At 59.1% G+C, this 14,952-nt stretch carries 16 protein-coding genes; 8 read left to right on the forward strand and 8 right to left on the reverse strand.

Annotated features, from left to right (window positions below; all coding sequences use genetic code 11):
• The 3 genes from G5182_RS05390 to dnaB form a co-directional block, all read right to left on the reverse strand.
• Positions 1 to 420 (reverse strand): secondary thiamine-phosphate synthase enzyme YjbQ, encoded by a 420-nt coding sequence (locus tag G5182_RS05390; RefSeq protein WP_215801818.1) that lies wholly within the window; start codon positions 418 to 420, stop codon positions 1 to 3.
• Positions 420 to 1,493 carry an alanine racemase gene (gene alr / locus G5182_RS05395; RefSeq protein WP_216961137.1) on the reverse strand — a complete coding sequence of 358 codons (1,074 nt, stop codon included), beginning with the start codon at positions 1,491 to 1,493 and terminating at the stop codon, positions 420 to 422. The genes G5182_RS05390 and alr overlap by 1 nt, the downstream gene beginning before the upstream one ends.
• A gap of 199 nt (positions 1,494 to 1,692) precedes the next feature.
• Positions 1,693 to 3,087: a replicative DNA helicase gene (gene dnaB / locus G5182_RS05400; protein WP_026035132.1), complete on the reverse strand. Its 1,395-nt coding sequence runs from the start codon at positions 3,085 to 3,087 to the stop codon at positions 1,693 to 1,695.
• A 363-nt stretch (positions 3,088 to 3,450) separates the two neighbouring features.
• On the opposite strand from dnaB, the gene G5182_RS05405 reads away from it, so the two are divergent.
• Entirely contained in the window at positions 3,451 to 4,311 is an 861-nt protein-coding gene (locus G5182_RS05405) for a Tim44 domain-containing protein (RefSeq protein WP_005335275.1), read from the forward strand.
• Between the two features lie 195 nt (positions 4,312 to 4,506).
• Here the strand turns inward: G5182_RS05405 and ushA are convergent, their stop codons facing one another.
• On the reverse strand, positions 4,507 to 6,231 hold the full coding sequence (gene ushA / locus G5182_RS05410) for a bifunctional UDP-sugar hydrolase/5'-nucleotidase UshA (RefSeq protein WP_158114150.1): 1,725 nt from the start codon (positions 6,229 to 6,231) through the stop codon (positions 4,507 to 4,509).
• Positions 6,232 to 6,498: 267 nt separating this feature from the next.
• Here ushA and G5182_RS05415 point away from each other — a divergent pair, with 267 nt between their 5' ends.
• The 3 genes from G5182_RS05415 to G5182_RS05425 all read left to right on the forward strand — a co-directional run bounded on the left by G5182_RS05415 (position 6,499) and on the right by G5182_RS05425 (position 8,305).
• Complete coding sequence (locus G5182_RS05415; RefSeq protein ID WP_167556727.1) at positions 6,499 to 6,843, forward strand: DUF2956 domain-containing protein; 345 nt, start codon at positions 6,499 to 6,501, stop codon at positions 6,841 to 6,843.
• A 143-nt stretch (positions 6,844 to 6,986) separates the two neighbouring features.
• A complete protein-coding gene (locus G5182_RS05420; protein ID WP_005358483.1) occupies positions 6,987 to 7,322 on the forward strand; it encodes a hypothetical protein in 336 nt (111 codons plus the stop codon).
• 113 nt (positions 7,323 to 7,435) lie between these two features.
• Entirely contained in the window at positions 7,436 to 8,305 is an 870-nt protein-coding gene (locus G5182_RS05425; RefSeq protein WP_227342038.1) for a hypothetical protein, read from the forward strand.
• A gap of 55 nt (positions 8,306 to 8,360) precedes the next feature.
• Here the strand turns inward: G5182_RS05425 and G5182_RS05430 are convergent, their stop codons facing one another.
• Complete coding sequence (locus G5182_RS05430) at positions 8,361 to 9,767, reverse strand: sigma-54-dependent transcriptional regulator (RefSeq protein ID WP_421254238.1); 1,407 nt, start codon at positions 9,765 to 9,767, stop codon at positions 8,361 to 8,363.
• Positions 9,768 to 9,918: 151 nt separating this feature from the next.
• Positions 9,919 to 10,722: an FKBP-type peptidyl-prolyl cis-trans isomerase gene (fkpA, locus tag G5182_RS05435; protein WP_005335283.1), complete on the reverse strand. Its 804-nt coding sequence runs from the start codon at positions 10,720 to 10,722 to the stop codon at positions 9,919 to 9,921.
• Between the two features lie 118 nt (positions 10,723 to 10,840).
• Between fkpA and G5182_RS05440 the strand changes: the two genes are divergently transcribed.
• Both G5182_RS05440 and G5182_RS05445 read left to right on the forward strand, forming a co-directional pair.
• Positions 10,841 to 11,809 carry a hypothetical protein gene (locus G5182_RS05440; protein WP_421254239.1) on the forward strand — a complete coding sequence of 323 codons (969 nt, stop codon included), beginning with the start codon at positions 10,841 to 10,843 and terminating at the stop codon, positions 11,807 to 11,809.
• A gap of 14 nt (positions 11,810 to 11,823) precedes the next feature.
• Positions 11,824 to 12,039, forward strand: coding sequence for a SlyX family protein (locus G5182_RS05445; protein ID WP_005335285.1), 216 nt, complete (start codon positions 11,824 to 11,826; stop codon positions 12,037 to 12,039).
• A 100-nt stretch (positions 12,040 to 12,139) separates the two neighbouring features.
• Here the strand turns inward: G5182_RS05445 and slyD are convergent, their stop codons facing one another.
• Both slyD and G5182_RS05455 read right to left on the reverse strand, forming a co-directional pair.
• Positions 12,140 to 12,811: a peptidylprolyl isomerase gene (gene slyD, locus G5182_RS05450; RefSeq protein ID WP_005348264.1), complete on the reverse strand. Its 672-nt coding sequence runs from the start codon at positions 12,809 to 12,811 to the stop codon at positions 12,140 to 12,142.
• A gap of 143 nt (positions 12,812 to 12,954) precedes the next feature.
• Positions 12,955 to 13,158 (reverse strand): YheV family putative zinc ribbon protein, encoded by a 204-nt coding sequence (locus G5182_RS05455; protein WP_005335287.1) that lies wholly within the window; start codon positions 13,156 to 13,158, stop codon positions 12,955 to 12,957.
• A 39-nt stretch (positions 13,159 to 13,197) separates the two neighbouring features.
• On the opposite strand from G5182_RS05455, the gene G5182_RS05460 reads away from it, so the two are divergent.
• Both G5182_RS05460 and G5182_RS05465 read left to right on the forward strand, forming a co-directional pair.
• A complete protein-coding gene (locus G5182_RS05460) occupies positions 13,198 to 13,857 on the forward strand; it encodes a hypothetical protein (RefSeq protein WP_227342037.1) in 660 nt (219 codons plus the stop codon).
• A gap of 153 nt (positions 13,858 to 14,010) precedes the next feature.
• Positions 14,011 to 14,910 carry a chemotaxis protein gene (locus G5182_RS05465; RefSeq protein WP_227342036.1) on the forward strand — a complete coding sequence of 300 codons (900 nt, stop codon included), beginning with the start codon at positions 14,011 to 14,013 and terminating at the stop codon, positions 14,908 to 14,910.
• Positions 14,911 to 14,952 lie beyond the last annotated feature (42 nt).

Consider the following 14,952-nt stretch of genomic DNA (forward strand, 5'->3'; position numbering starts at 1 on the left):
TTACTCACCCTGCAGGGTCACCAGCACCTTGCGGGCACCGCCATCGACGCGATGTTCGCCAAGCCAGATCCCCTGCCAGGTGCCGAGCGCCAGCTGACCATCGCGAACTGGCAGTTGCAGGCTCACCCCGAGCAGGGAGGATTTGATGTGGGCGGGCATGTCATCCGCACCCTCATAGGTGTGGCGATAATAGGGGGCATCTTCCGGCGCCAGCCGGTGCAGATGGGCCTCCATATCGCTGCGCACGCTGGGGTCGCAATTCTCGTTGAGGGTGAGCGAGGCAGAGGTGTGTTGCAGCAGCAGGTGCGCCATGCCAACCCGGTAATCCGCCAGCATCGGCAGCTTGGCCACCAGCTCGTCCGTCACCAGATGAAAGCCCCGCGAACGGGGCTTCAACGTCAGCAGGCACTGCTGCCACATCAGACGTACTCCATAAAGACGCGGGAGGTGAGTTTGGTGATGAGTTCGTAGGGGATGGTGCCAATCTCGTCGGCCACCCGCTCCACCGGCAACCCCTCTCCCCAAAGTACCGCCTCGTCGCCGGGCTTGTCAGTCGCGCCTGGGCCCAGATCGACCGTGCTCATATCCATGGAGACACGCCCCACCAGCGGCACGATGCGGCCGTTGATCAGCACGGATGTGCCGTTGGGCGCCATGCGCGGATAACCGTCACCGTAGCCGATGGCGATCACGCCAAGGCGAGTATCGCGATCTGACACCCAGTTGGCGCCATAGCCCACCGGCTCGCCCGCCTTGTGATCCCGCACCGCAATCAGCTGGGTCTTCAAGGTCATCACCGGCTGCAGGTCGTAATCGGCCGCCACCGTGTTGGGGAAGGGCGACACGCCATAGAGGATGACGCCGGGGCGCACCCAGTCGCAGTGGGAGTCCGGCCAGGCCAGAATGCCCGCCGAGTTGGCCATGGCACGCTCGCCCGCCAGCGGTGCCGTGAGACGGCTGAAGAGGTCAATCTGCTCGCGGGTAGTGGGCTGCTCCAGCTCATCGGAGCGGCTGAAGTGGGTCATGATGTTGAACGGCTGCACCACGTTCTTGCACTTGCCGAGGCGCTCGATAAAGGCGGGCATCTCGTCGGCCCGCACCCCGAGCCGGTGCATACCGGTGTCGAGCTTGAGCCAGGCCACCACGGGGGCTGGCAGCTCGGCCTGCTCCAGCGCTTCGAGCTGCTCCCAGGTGTGAACCGCCGTCTGCAGATTGTTGGCCGCCAGCACCGGCAGATCGTCGGCGGAGAAGAAGCCCTCCAGCAGCACAATGGGTTTGACCACGGCGCAGGAGCGCAGCATCAGCGCCTCTTCGATACGGGCCACCGCATAGGCATCCGCATCCACCAGGGTGCGGGCGACCGGCAGCAGTCCGTGGCCATAGGCGTTGGCCTTGACCACAGCGATGATCTTGCAAGCGGGAGCGTGGCGCTTGACCACGGCGAGGTTGTGGCGCAAGGCCGCAGTGTTGATTTGGGCAGTAGCCGCTTTCATGGTTTTCCCTTACGAGGGCACAAATGGTCTCCCCCTCATCGGGCCGAAGACCGCCACTCACTTATCGTCGTCGAAGGCCGGACCGGCATAATTGTCGAACCGGGAAAACAGGCTCTGACGGGCTGCTTTGCTGTGAATGGCAAGCAGGTCAGAGCGGTGGTGGCAATCCTGACCACAGGATTGCCATGATTGTTACTTATCAATAATCGTCATCAAACGCCGGACCGGCATAGTTGTCGAACCGGGAGAACTGACCCTGGAAGGTGAGACGCACTCTTCCGATAGGGCCGTTACGCTGCTTGCCGATGATGATCTCGGCAATCCCCTTGTCCGGGCTGTCATCGTGATAAACCTCATCACGATAGATAAACATGATCAAGTCCGCATCCTGCTCGATGGAGCCCGATTCACGAAGATCCGAGTTGACCGGGCGCTTGTCGGCCCGCTGTTCCAGGCTTCGGTTCAGCTGGGAGAGCGCCACCACAGGGCACTGCAGCTCTTTCGCCAAGGCCTTGAGGGAGCGGGAGATCTCGCCGATCTCCAGGGTACGGTTGTCAGAGAGCGCCGGCACCCGCATCAGCTGCAGGTAGTCCACCATGATCATCGAGAGGCCACCATGCTCGCGTGCCACCCGACGGGCACGGGAGCGCACATCGGTCGGAGTGAGGCCGGAGGCGTCATCGATATACATCTTGCCCTTCTCCAGCAGCAATCCCATGGTGGAGGAGAGGCGCGCCCAATCCTCGTCATCGAGCTGACCGGTACGTACCTTGGTCTGATCGATGCGACCGACCGAGGCGAGCATACGCATGATGATCTGCTCGGAGGGCATCTCCAGCGAGAAGATAAGCACCGGCTTGTCGGCGGTGAGGGCCGCATGCTCACAGAGGTTCATGGCAAAGGTGGTCTTGCCCATGGAGGGACGGGCCGCCACGATGATCAAATCCGAACGCTGCAAACCGGCGGTCATCTTGTCGAGATCGTTGTAACCGCTCGATACCCCGGTCACCCCGTTGTGCGGCGTCTTGAACAGCTCTTCAATCTTGTCGACGGTCTGCTCGAGGATGAGCTTCAGGGGCTGGGGCCCCTCGTTAGCGCTGGTGCGCTGCTCGGCAATCTTGAATACCTTGCTCTCGGCAAGATCCAGCAGATCGCCAGAGGTACGGCCCTGTGGCTCGTAGCCTGCTTCGACTATCTCGTTGGCGACCGAGATCATCTCCCGTACGACCGCCCGCTCACGCACGATTTCGGCGTAGGCGTTGATGTTGGCAGCACTCGGGGTGTTCTTGGCGATCTCCACCAGATAGGCGAAGCCGCCCGCCTCCTCGAGCTGTTCGGAGCGTTCCAGCTCCTCCTGCAGGGTGATGAGGTCAATGGGGTTGCCCGCGTTGGAGAGGCGGGTCATGGCCTGGAAGATCAACCGGTGCGGACGGCTGTAGAAATCCTGATCGATCACCCGTTCGGCAACCCGATCCCAGGCATCGTTATCCAGCATCAGGCCGCCCAGTACGGACTGTTCGGCCTCAAAAGAGTGGGGAGGAACTTTCAGCTGTTGTGTCTTGGCGTCTTTTTTCGCCGTCACTTGCTCTGCCATACACATAAAAACCGCAGCGGGAAGGGGACGGGAATTTTACAAAAGAAAGCCAACTACGGCGAGCCCTATCTGGCGGCTCATACCATCATAAAGGGCCAAACCAGAGTCTGCTCTACCTTGACCATTTTGATTTTGCTTCGCATTTTGCGCTCCTTGCGACTCAATCTTCTGCTTTTCATCCGGTTTACTCCTCTTGTTTGACGCCGCATCGCGGCAACCTCGTTCATGAATAATTCATGCCAGAGGTGATATTGATGAATACAAGCTGCGACACAATTAGGGACAGGCAGCCTGCCATGCGCCTTGCTGAGCTTGCCAAAGCGGAGCATGCCCCACCCACAGACGAGAGTGAAAAGAGTCAAAATGAAAAAGATGCTGACCCTGTTTGCCGTGATCCTGGCCATTGGCCTGGGGGCACCTCACGCCGAAGCCAAGAAGTTTGGCGGCGGCAAATCCTTTGGTAAAAGTTACAAAACTGCGCCGGCCCAGCCTGCGGCCAAACCGGTCGACAACAAGAATCCGACACTGAATGCCCAGACTCCGCCGAAAAAGAGCGGCATGATGGGCGGCCTGCTGGGCGGCCTGCTGGCCGGTGGCCTGTTTGCCTACCTGCTGGGCAGCGGTGCCTTTGAAGGTCTGCAAGGAATGGACTTCCTGCTGATCGCCCTGCTGGCGCTGGGTGCTGTCTTCCTGATCCGTACCCTGCGCAAGGGCAAGGTCGCGACGCCACAACCACAACAGGCGGCCTATGCGGGCTATCAGCCACCGCAATCCGCGGCCCCGCAGCAGTTTGAGCAGAGCAACAGCGCACCGCAAGCCACCGGCTTTGCCGACAGCGACGTGCCGTTCCGCCTGCCGCCAGGCTTTGACATGAACAGCTTCCTGGCCGGTGCCCGCGATCACTATCGCACCCTGCAAGAGGCGTGGAACAAGAACGATCTGGAAAAGGTGCGCGAGTACGTCAGCCCCGAGCTGTTTGAGCAGCTCAAAGCCGAGCGCGCCGAACTGACTGGCGACCAGCACACAGAAGTGATGTACGTCGATACCCAGCTGGTACGTGCTGACTATGGCAGCGACTGGGCCCAGGTGAGCGTGCGCTTCAGCGGCCGCTACATGGACCGTCAGGAGCAGGTCGAAGAAGACATCAAAGAGGTGTGGCACCTCGAACGCGATCTGGCCAAGAACAATGCCCCTTGGCATATCGTCGGGATCGAGCAGCTGTAAGGTTTAGATTGTCACTACGCAAGAGGCGGCCCACGGGCTGCCTCTTTTCATTTCATCCCCTCACCTGACCTCATACAGGCGGTGGCTATCGTCATTGATGATTGAAGAGTTGTAACCGCCACCCAAACAACGACAAAGGGCAGCCACCGGCTGCCCTTTCGGATCACATCTGGGGCTATGCGCCCCGCTGACGAATCAGTTACACCCTTCGGTAGACGTTGAGTTCAGATAGCTCACCTCATTGCCTGGCTGATAATCGGCCACGTTGATGGTCTTCTTGATTTCGATGAACTCTTTCAGCACGGCAGCATCGACCAACCCGGCATTGATGGTATCGATCTTCGGATAGCCGTCACCACCGGAGGCGCTGAAGCTCGGGATCGCGAAGCTGTAGGTTGCTGCCGGATCAAACGCCTTGCCACCGATACTGGTGATATTGACGCTCTTGGCTTGGCAATCCACCGCCATGTTGATACCGCCAAACTGGGCATAACCACCGGTATTGCGGGTCTTGGTTGCCACCTGGCCCAGATAGGTCGCCAGATCACTCCCCTTCATGGCCGCCTTGTTGACCGTGTTGCCAAACGGGTGCACCAGCAGCACGCTGCGGTAGGTGATATCACCGGCCGGGATGCTGTCACGCACACCACCTGAATTGACGATACCAAAGTCGACCCCCAGCTTGCTGCTGGTCGCCGTGGTGATGAGACGACCCAGGTTGGTCTGCTTGTTGCGAACCGAGTTGCGATCACCAACCAGCAAGCCATCTGCCGAGCCAATGACGACATTCAGCTCTTGCTGACCTTTCTCCTGATAACCCAGCAGGGTGTTATACAGCTCGGGGTCCTTGGTGATCTCATCCTGGATCAACACCATGTTGGCCGGGTCCTTGGTCACGGCACCGTTGGCATCGATCGCCTCGCCCTTGGCGTTGCGCTTGATCAGGTTGACCGGGATCAGGTCATAGCTGGTCAGGGTCAGCTTGCCATTCTGGTAGTCAAACTGGGCGCGGCCCACATACTTGCCCCACTCGTGAGCCTGCATGATCCAGGTACCGTTTTGCTGATCTGGCTGGCAGTTATCACCCGGTTTGAAATTGGCGTACTTGTTGGTGGTGCCCGGTTCCATACAGACCGGATTCTGGGAGTGGCCACCAATGATGGCATCCAGAGTCCCTGCCGGCAGCGCACGAGCCATCTCTACATCGCCCGGCGCGTTGCTACCGTGCTGACCATCGGCATAGTGGCCCATGTGGGTGATGGCAAAGACCAGATTGGCCTCCTTGTTGTCACGGATCTGTTTGCCCAGCTTGGCCGCCTCGCTGGTCGGATCACGGAACTCCAGGGTCTGCACGTTGTTGGGATCCACCAGCTGGGCGGTATCCTCGGTAGTCAGGCCCAGCACGGCGACCTTGAGGCCGCTCTCCAGCTTGAACACCTTGTAGGGGTCAAAGTAGTGTTTACCGCTGGCCTTGTCATAGATGTTGGCCGAGAGCATGGGGAACTGAGCCCACTTACGCTGCTTTTCCAGCACGCTGAGGGGGTTGTCGAATTCATGGTTGCCCACCGCCATCGCATCGTAGCGAATGCTGTTCATGCCGACGAAGTCAGGCTCGGCATCCTGCAGATCGGACTCCGGCACCCCGGTATTCACGTCACCACCGGAGAGCACCAACACCTCGCTGCCAGCAGCCTTGGCCTCGCTACGCAGCTGCTCGACCAGAGTCTTCTGGGCAGCCATACCATACTCATTTTCGGCGTTGTGCCAGAAACGGCCGTGGGTATCGTTGGTGTGCAGGATGGTCAGTTTGCAGACATTTTCGGTGCAGGGTGCAACGGTGTCATTGCTCGAGGTATTACAGCCAGTCAGTGCAGCAAGCACGGCCAGTGCCACGCCGCCTTTGATGAAGTTATTATTCATATCCATATCACCTTGATTGTTTTGTTATTTAATGACCTTATCCAGCCGGTCGGGCGCCAATATAACAAACAACAGATGACCGTTTTTCATCGATGACTCACAAATTCCGTTAATTGTGATCTTCACCCCAACATAGAGCTTCTTATTGATTTCTAGAGTTTTTCGTTGAGATGTCACTCACTTGCAACGCCTTGTTATCAAGGTGGCGCCACGTATACGCCCCTTTATGGCATACTCCCCAGCCAACCATGCCCGAGGAGAGAGTTGATGGCCAAGTACGACAAGATTTCCCCCGAGACCCAGCAGGAGGCGATGAAAATTGCCCGTGCCAACCAGAAGCCGGGGCAGACCAAAGAGCAGACCCAGCTTATTGCGCAAGGGATCCAGAAAGGCATCGACGAATACAAGAAGCAGATGAAGGCGCGGGCCCGCGAAGCGAGCCGCCAGAAAAAAATGCAGGCCAAAGCCAGGCAACCACAGGACGCGCCACAAACCGAAGAGCAAGACGATCAGCTTGAACTGGTTGAAGTAAGCCATCAGCATCCCCTTCCCTGGATCTTGCTGGTGCTGAGCTGGCTGGGATTTGCAGCAGCCTGGTTCTGGTTGCACTAAGACGTGCTAGCAAACCTTTATCCGGGATCCTCTTCACAGCCCGGGCCCGGGCTGCTGGTGATTACCTGCGAAGAGTGGTTAAATCCCGCGCCTCTTACACCGGACAACCGGTTTTTTGACGATCAGTTTTCAGGAAAGATGTTATGAACCCCGCTCCGCTCTATCTGCTGGCCCCTTTTGTTCTGTTTCTTGTGACCATGCTGCTCTATCGCATTTCGCCGCTGCGGGCGGTCGCCGCCGGTGGGGTACGCTGGTTTATCCTGCCGGCCTTCACCCTGTTTATTTTGCTGATCATCATCAATGGAGCCGCCGATCCCGCCCTGCGCGATCCGGCATTCCACTGGTTGATGCCGGGCCTTGGCTTTGCCCTGAGCCTGTTTCCGGCCCTGCCCAAGGCGCTGGTGCCACGGCTCGCCATCAAGGAGGGGGCCTTTGCCGCCCTCGGTCTGATGCTGATGAGCCTGGCCATGGTCTACTGACCAACTGGCCACAGCCGTTAACATGACTCAAGGGGCGCTCTGTGACGGGCGCCCCTTGTACAAATAATGGCCGGCAGGCATCTTGGTGACAGGATAACCAGCAAGGAGGCCAGATGGACAATCCGCCCGATTTCATGGCGCTGTGGGATTATCAGGATCCCGCCGCCAGCGCCCTGCGTTTTCATACCCTTCTTCCCGAAGCGCGCGCCGCCGCCGACCTGCAACTCGAACTGGAGTTGCTGACCCAAATTGCCCGTACCCATTCGCTACAGCGCCAGTTTGCCGAAGCCCACCAGCTGCTCGACGAGATAGCGCCTCGCCTCACCGACACAACCCCCAGAGCGCGGATCCGGGCTCTGCTGGAACGAGGCCGCACCTTTAACTCGGCGGGCGACAAAGCCAGTGCCAAACCGCTGTTTGAACAAGCCTGGCAATGGGGGCTCAAGGAGAAGGAGACCTATCTTGCTATCGACGCCGCCCACATGATCGCCATCGCCGCACCGCTGGAAGAGCAGAGCCGCTGGCATCAACTGGCGATGGAGCTGGCGGAACGCAGCAGTGACGAGAAGGTGCGCGGCTGGCTGGCCCCCCTTTACAACAATCAGGGCTGGACTCTGTTCGAACTGGGTCGCTTTGAGGAGGCGAAAATCCAGCAGCAGAAGTGTCTGGCCTGGCATCTGCAACATAACCAGCCGGCCAAGGCATTTATCGCTCGCTGGAGTCTGGCTCGCCTGACCCGGGCCCAGGGTCAGCACCAGCAGGCGCAGGCAGAGCTGCACCAGCTCAAGGCCGATATGGCCGAGGCTGGCGAACCTGAGGATGGTTATCTGTTCGAGGAGCTGGGGGAGAATGCCTTGGTGCTGGACGATCCGCTGGCCGCGGAATACTTCTCCCGCGCCTGGTTTCTGCTGTCGCAGGACCGCTGGTTCAGCGCCAACGAGGGGGAGCGACTGGCCCGCCTCAAACGCCTCGCCAAACTCTGATCCCCCAAAATAGAAAGGGCGGCACGCTAGCCGCCCTTTCTGCTGGCAAGATGGTTCAGGCCCGATTGGACTCCTCCCACCCCTGTTTTTTACGGTAAATGGTGGAGGGGCTGATCTCGAGCAGGGCTGCTGCCTTGGGAATATTGCCGTCACAGCTGGCGATGGCCTGTTCGATCACCTCTTTTTCCACCAGCCAGAGCGGACGAATTGGCCCGTTGGCCACGCCGGTGGCGGCCGGAGCCGATGCCACCGCTGCCGCAATCGCAGCCGGCAGCTGGGGACGAACCCCATTGAGCGGTGGCGGCAGAATATCCGGGCTCACCAACTCCTTGTCGTTGAGCACCACGATATTGCGCACCACGTTTTGCAGCTCGCGTACGTTGCCAGGCCAGGGGTAGTCGAGCAGCACTCGTGCCGCCTCGACATCGAAATCCTTGAAGCGTTTGTTCTCCTCCTTGGCGTAGCTCTGCAGCAGGGTACGCGCCAGCAGCAGGATATCCTCGCCCCGCTCCCGCAGCGGCGGCAGGGTGAGGGGAATGACGTGGAGCCGATAGTAGAGATCCTCGCGAAAACGGCCCGCTTTCACCTCGACCAGCGGATCCCGGTTGGTGGCGCAGATAAAGCGCACATCCACCGTCTCGAGCTTGCCGCTGCCGACCCGCTGCACTGTGCCGGTCTGGATAAAGCGCAGCAGCTTGCTCTGCAGATCCAGGTCCATCTCGCAGATCTCGTCGAGAAAGAGGGTACCGCCATCGGCCAGACTGGCCGCCCCCTTGCGATCCCCCTGCGCGCCGGTAAAAGAGCCCTTCACATGACCGAAGATCTCGCTCTCCATCAAATCGTGGGGAATGGCGGCGCAGTTGAGGGCAATAAAGGGCTGTTCGCTGCGGGGACTGCACTGGTGAATCGCCTCGGCACACACCTCTTTGCCGGTGCCGCTCTCGCCAGTGATAAAGACGGTCGCCTTGCTGGGCGCCGCGCTCTCGATGATGCGATAAACCGCCTGCATCGACATGGAGGCACCGATAAAACCGAAGAAGGAGCTGCGCTCGAAGTTCTCCCGATAGTGGGCAACCAGCGAGCTCAACTGCTGGTGTTTCAAGGCATTGCGAACGGTGGCGCAGAGCCGCTTGCTGTCAAACGGCTTGGTCAGAAAATCGAAGGCACCGAGGCGCATCGCCTCCACCGCCACATCCACCGAACCATGGGCGGTGATCACCACCACAGAGCTGGGCAATTGCTGTTCGGTGATCATTTGCAGAATATCCATACCGGACATATCCGGCAGCTCCAGATCCAGCAGCACCACGGGGGGAGGACTTGCCAGCAACTGCGCCAACGCTTGTTGACCACAATCGGCCAGCACCACCTCATACCCCTCCTGGCGCAAGTACTGTTCATAGACCACCGCCAGACTACGGGTATCTTCCACCAGTAGGACACGCGATTTATTTTCAGCCACTGGACTCATCCTTGTATTTGATTCTGCGATCTATTTTGCCTTATTTTCGCGCGCAAACCCAACGCCAAGACAACTCTGTTATCCCGCGATTGCAGGGAATACACAAGTAAAAACGGCTCCTTAAGGAGCCGTTTTTAACTACAAGAAGGGATTACTTCTTGGCATCGTCTGCAGTCGGCTTCTCGATAGCCAGCAGCTCAACGTCAAACACCAGTACGGCATTCGCCGGGATGGAGCCTGCACCGTGCTCGCCATAGGCCAGCTTGGACGGCAGGAAGAACTTGAACTTGGAGCCAACCGGCATCAGCTGAACGCCTTCGGTCCAACCCGGGATAACCTGGTTGAGCGGGAAGGTAGCCGGCTCGCCGCGATCGACGGAGCTGTCGAACTTGGTGCCATCAGTCAGGGTACCGGTGTAGTGCACCTTGACGATATCGGTAGATTTCGGCTTGGCGCCAGTGCCCATCTTCTCGACCACGTATTGCAGGCCGGATTCAGTGCTCTTCACACCCTCTTTCTTGGCGTTGGCAGCCAGGAACTCTTCGCCCTTCTTCAGATTCTCAACGGCGTCTTTCTCGGCCTTGGCCTTGGTCAGCTCGTTGATCTTGGCGTCGTAATCCTGCAGTACCTTCTGGATCTCTTCATCAGTCATCTTGGCTTCTTTGCCCAGACCGTCAGTCACCCCTTTCAGGATCACGGCGTTGTCCAGTTTGATGCCCAGTTCCTGCTGACGCTCCAGGGTATTGGCGATGTAACGACCCATGGAGAGGCCAATTGCGTAGCCAGATTGCTCTTCAAAGCTCTTGGCTTCGGCCTTGGTCGCCTCTGCCGGCTTGCTGGCTTCAGCCTTCACTTCGGCGGTATTGGCCGCAGCAGGCTTCTCGTCTTTTTGGCAAGCAGTCAGACCGACGGCAACGGCCGCCGCCAACAGGGACACCTTCAGAAATTTGTTCATCAGTTTCTCCAAACTCCAAATACCGCTCTCGGTTCCATCGTGAAATGAGAGGTTTATCGTGATAAGCGCCTTATACTAACGCCGTGATCGCAGGTAACAAAAGCGTGAGACCGCAAAAATGATAAAAAGTGCCATTTATCTGGTGAGCCTCTGTTTAATGCTCACCGGTTGCGAGCAGAGCTCCCAACCCAACCAGCAAATGACCCTCGCCAGCACGGGTCTGCTGACCGCAGATCTCTCCAGTGATGGCAAGCAGGCCATCGTCTCCAGCATCAGCCAGGGCATCATCGTCTGGGATCTGGAACAGAACCGTCAACGCTGGCGCTGGAAGCAATCCGACTCTGCGGAAGACCTGGTATTCATTACCCGCTTTTCCGAAGGCAACAGCCATGCCGTCACCGCCACCCCCAGCACCTTTGCAACCTGGCGGCTGAGCGACGGGCAATCACAAGGCTACTACTCACTTCCTGAATCCAGGCTGAGGGACATCGCGCTCTCTGCCGACGGTCGTTATGTGCTGATCGGGCGGGAAGATGGCAAGGCCGAGTGGCTCGACACCCGAAGCGGCCGTCGCCTGCAGTTTCTGGGGCACACCGAACAGGTCAATACGGTGGATCTCTCCGCCAACGGTCGCTACGCCCTGACCGGTGGCAACGACTACAGCGCTTATCTGTGGGATACCCGTAGCGGGCAGGTGATCTGGCGCTTCAACCATGGTGGCCGGGTGATCATGGCCAGACTGGAGCCGAGCGGCCGCTACGCCTTCACCGCCGACAGCAGCCGGGCCAGCATCTGGGACCTGAAAACCGGCAAGGAGGTGAGTCAGCTGCAATATGATCACCGCTTCGAGGTCTACACCAGCGCCCGCTTTGCCAACGATGGCAAGTGGCTCATCACCGGCGCCCCTTCCCGTCAGCTCTCCCTGTGGCAAGTGAGCGATGGTGCCCTGCTGCAGAGCTGGCGCGTCTCGCCGCAACCCAAGGTGAAACCGCCCAGCGCAGTGGTCTACGGCGTCGCTTTGCGCGACAATAGCCACCTTGTCAGTGCCAGCTCCAGTGGTCTGGCCGAAATCTGGACAATCAAGTAAGGACCCGAAGGCCCATGAGTCAGCAACTTAACGATCGCATCGAAACCCTGGAAACCCGTCTCGCCTATGCGGAATACACCATAGAGCAGCTCAACGACGAGGTAACCACCCAGGGCCGTGAACTCGATCGACTCAAATACCAGATCCAGCTGCTGATCGACAAACTGCAAAGCGTACAACCCAGCCAGATTGCCAGCATGGCCGAAGAGACCCCGCCGCCGCACTACTGATCCGGCACTATCTCTGGTCAGGCAACATGGCTTGGCACAGCTGTCAGCCAATAAAAAACCCGCGATAATCGCGGGTTTTTTATCATCGGCGTGGCCGTGATCAGTGGTGATGGCCCTTGCCACCACAACCGCCGCCACCGCAGCAGCCGCCGTGACCATGGTCATCACCGTGGTCGTGGCCATGATCGTGGCCGTGGCCAGCACCGCCGCAGCAACCGCCCTGGCCATGATCCTCATCATGGTCGTGACCATGACCACCACAGCAGCCGCCGTGATCGTGGTCATGACCGTGATCGTGACCGCAACCACCGGCACCGTGAACGTGGCCGTGGGCCAGCTCTTCGGCAGTGGCGGCACGCACGTCCTTGATCTCGACCTTGAAGCCCAGGGTTACGCCTGCCAGCGGATGGTTGCCATCCACTTTGACGAACTCTTCGGACACTTCAACCACGGTCACCGGACGGTGACCATCGTCGGTTTCAGCCACAAAAGTATCCCCTTCGGAGACTTCCATGCCGTCGAACAGCTCGCCCGGTACTTCTTGTACCAGTGTCTCGTCATATTCGCCGTAGGCCTGGCTCGGTGCCAGAGTCACTTCGAAGGCTTCACCTACCGCGCGACCTTCCAGCTCGGCTTCCAGGCCAGAGACCAGGTAACGGGTGCCGTGCAGATAGACCAGCGGCTCTTTGCCGACAGTGCTGTCGATGACTTCACCGTGCTCGTCGGTGACTGTGTATTCCAGCGTAACCACGCTCAGAGGAGCTACTTTCATGTCAGGATCCTGCGGATAGAAAAAAACGGGCTCAGAATACCCTAAAAAGCGGGCCGCGCATATGCCGTGCGGCGCCACTGAGTGACGAAAAAAACGGCAACAGCGTCAGCGAGGAGACCCGCACTCCACCCGCCGTTGCCACATCAGGGGCGAAACACCCCGATCACCTCTTCCGCCTCGCGAGTCTGCTTGTCGACCTCGGCAGGCGTTTGTACCTGGGTATCGCCACAGGCGACGCAGGTCACCTTCTCGACTCCATGCTCCAGATACAGCATCATGTTGTCCAACTTGCCGCACGCCGGGCAGACTGCACCGGCAATGAAGCGTTTTTTACGTCTGGTTTCCATATTTGTTACCTCCAGGCAGCATCATATCAGGGTTTTTACATGCATCACGCCATCGAGTATCACCATTTTTCCTGCCAGGGCCTGCACGCCGGCAACCGCAAACGAACTCCGGTCGGGCAGCTGTTGCGGATCACCCGGGGCGCCGCGCTGCTGAGACTGGGCCAACATGAGCTGTTGCTGCCGGCAGGCAGCAGCTTCTGGCTCTGCGCCGATGCCCTTGCGGCCTTCAGCCCCCTCAGCGGTTGCGAGTACGATCAGCTGAGCGTCTCTTTGCGCGTGGCTCAGCCGCAGCAGGCAGGCTGGCTACAAGCCACTCCGCTGCTCGATGCCCTGCTCGACTCGCTGGCACGGTGGCAACGTCCGAAAGAGTGGCAAGGGGCCTACGGTCAGCGACTGCAGGTGATCCTGGATGAGCTGCAACAGTGCGCCATCAGCCAGCAGGGTTACGGTAAGCTGCAAGCCTGTTGGCAAGCGCTGGCCAATGGCCAGCCGGAGTCTCTGCAACTGTGGGCACAACAAGCCGATGTGCCGGTGGAAGGGAGTGAATTGCAACAACAGTGGCAACTGCTGCAGGCGCTCAGATTGCTCAAGGGCGGCAGCAAACCCGCGCAGGTGGCCAGCAAGCTGGGTTATGCCGATGAGGCCACATTGCAAGCGACCTGCCAGCTGTGGGGTGTTGGCGAAGATGGAGCTCAATAACCGGACACAGGTATGAATGCGCCAACTAAATTGGCTGAACGAGTCCAGTTTTTTGCCAGATGGTCGTTAACAAGGAAGGGCCATCCCCCCCGTAATCCTTTATGCTAAAGGCCTGAAGTGACTGCCAACCTTTCGACCAACAGGACATCTGCCATGACAAGCAAAGCCAATCAATCCCAGGGCATGTTGCTGTTTCACCTTTCAGCCCAGCAATCCTTTGCCATAGGCACCCTCAAGGTAAAGGAGATAGTCCCTTACACCCAGCTGACCGCCATGCCGCACTCGCATCCGACCGTGCTGGGGGCCGCCAATATGCGCGGCGCCACTATTCCGGTGATCGACATGGCGATGGCGGTGGGTTATCGCCCCATCAGCAAGGAGGAGATGCCCCACTGCTTCATCATCATCACCGATTGCCGCCGCACCCTGGTGGGCTTTCTGGTGCGAGGCATCGACAAGATCACCGAGTGCAACTGGCGCGATATCGAGTCACCTCCCGCCGCCCTCGGCCACAATGTGTTTGTGACTGGTGTCACCCGGGTCAATGACCAGCTGATCCAGCTGCTGGATGTGGAGCTGATCCTCTCCCGGGTCTATCCGGACGATCCGAGCCACCTCTATCCGGTGCTGACCGATGTGCAGCGGGAGCGGATCAAGCCGATGCGGATCCTGCTGGTTGATGACTCCTCGGTCGCCCGTCGCCAGCTGATGGCAGCCCTCGATTACATCAATATCCCTTATGAGGTCTGTACCAATGGCAAGGACGCACTGACCCTGATGCAACAACGTGCCAGCCAGCAGACCCCCATCGATATTCTGGTGAGCGATATCGAGATGCCTGGGCTCGATGGCTACGAGCTGGCCTTCGAGGTACAGAGCGACAGCAAACTGGCGGGGGCCTACATCATCCTGCACACCTCCCTCTCCAGCGAGATCAGTGTGGAGCGGGCCCATCAGGTGGGCGCCCATGAGGCGCTGACCAAGTTCGAGGCCAACGAGCTGATCCAGGCCATGTTGCGCGGTGCCGAACATCACGATCGCCTGCTGAAATAAGCCAATGACTGGCGGGAGCTGAACACCTCTCGCCCCTCTATC

The sequence above is a fragment of the Aeromonas sp. 600948 genome, from assembly GCF_049174875.1.
GTDB lineage: Bacteria > Pseudomonadota > Gammaproteobacteria > Enterobacterales > Aeromonadaceae > Aeromonas > Aeromonas veronii_A.

Excerpts from the sequence above, each read along its gene's own strand:
- G5182_RS05460 (WP_227342037.1), top strand. The coding sequence starts at position 13,198 with ATGCATCACGCCATCGAGTATCACCATTTTTCCTGCCAGGGCCTGCAC.
- ushA (WP_158114150.1), bottom strand. The coding sequence starts at position 6,231 with ATGAATAATAACTTCATCAAAGGCGGCGTGGCACTGGCCGTGCTTGCT.
- G5182_RS05455 (WP_005335287.1), bottom strand. The coding sequence starts at position 13,158 with ATGGAAACCAGACGTAAAAAACGCTTCATTGCCGGTGCAGTCTGCCCG.
- G5182_RS05425 (WP_227342038.1), top strand. The coding sequence starts at position 7,436 with ATGGACAATCCGCCCGATTTCATGGCGCTGTGGGATTATCAGGATCCC.
- slyD (WP_005348264.1), bottom strand. The coding sequence starts at position 12,811 with ATGAAAGTAGCTCCTCTGAGCGTGGTTACGCTGGAATACACAGTCACC.
- G5182_RS05405 (WP_005335275.1), top strand. The coding sequence starts at position 3,451 with ATGAAAAAGATGCTGACCCTGTTTGCCGTGATCCTGGCCATTGGCCTG.
- G5182_RS05445 (WP_005335285.1), top strand. The coding sequence starts at position 11,824 with ATGAGTCAGCAACTTAACGATCGCATCGAAACCCTGGAAACCCGTCTC.
- G5182_RS05415 (WP_167556727.1), top strand. The coding sequence starts at position 6,499 with ATGGCCAAGTACGACAAGATTTCCCCCGAGACCCAGCAGGAGGCGATG.
- fkpA (WP_005335283.1), bottom strand. The coding sequence starts at position 10,722 with ATGAACAAATTTCTGAAGGTGTCCCTGTTGGCGGCGGCCGTTGCCGTC.
- G5182_RS05390 (WP_215801818.1), bottom strand. The coding sequence starts at position 420 with ATGTGGCAGCAGTGCCTGCTGACGTTGAAGCCCCGTTCGCGGGGCTTT.
- G5182_RS05465 (WP_227342036.1), top strand. The coding sequence starts at position 14,011 with ATGACAAGCAAAGCCAATCAATCCCAGGGCATGTTGCTGTTTCACCTT.
- dnaB (WP_026035132.1), bottom strand. The coding sequence starts at position 3,087 with ATGGCAGAGCAAGTGACGGCGAAAAAAGACGCCAAGACACAACAGCTG.
- G5182_RS05440 (WP_421254239.1), top strand. The coding sequence starts at position 10,841 with ATGATAAAAAGTGCCATTTATCTGGTGAGCCTCTGTTTAATGCTCACC.
- G5182_RS05420 (WP_005358483.1), top strand. The coding sequence starts at position 6,987 with ATGAACCCCGCTCCGCTCTATCTGCTGGCCCCTTTTGTTCTGTTTCTT.
- alr (WP_216961137.1), bottom strand. The coding sequence starts at position 1,493 with ATGAAAGCGGCTACTGCCCAAATCAACACTGCGGCCTTGCGCCACAAC.